The sequence below is a fragment of the Citrobacter sp. CK189 genome (assembly GCF_030333505.1).
Taxonomy (GTDB): Bacteria; Pseudomonadota; Gammaproteobacteria; order Enterobacterales; family Enterobacteriaceae; genus Citrobacter_B; species Citrobacter_B koseri.
The window spans coordinates 1-220 of the sequence record NZ_JAOWFV010000012.1; the positions used below are offsets into that span (position 1 = coordinate 1).

At 52.3% G+C, this 220-nt stretch carries 1 rRNA gene; it reads right to left on the reverse strand.

Annotated elements, in window-relative coordinates:
• Positions 1–57: ribosomal RNA gene (gene rrf, locus OGV83_RS21580) — 5S ribosomal RNA — on the reverse strand; the annotation flags it as partial.
• Positions 58–220: the final 163 nt, after the last annotated feature.

The following is a 220-nucleotide window of genomic DNA, read 5'->3' on the forward strand; positions in this document are numbered from 1 at the left end:
TTTCACTTCTGAGTTCGGCATGGGGTCAGGTGGGACCACCGCGCTACGGCCGCCAGGCAAATTCTGTTCGTCTAATGCCTGTCGCATTAAACAATAATCTGTAATCAGGCTGAAAATCGTCTCTCAGTCCGCCAAAACACCTTCGGCGTTGTAAGGTTAAGCCTCACGGTTCATTAGTACCGGTTAGCTCAACGCATCGCTGCGCTTACACACCCGGCCT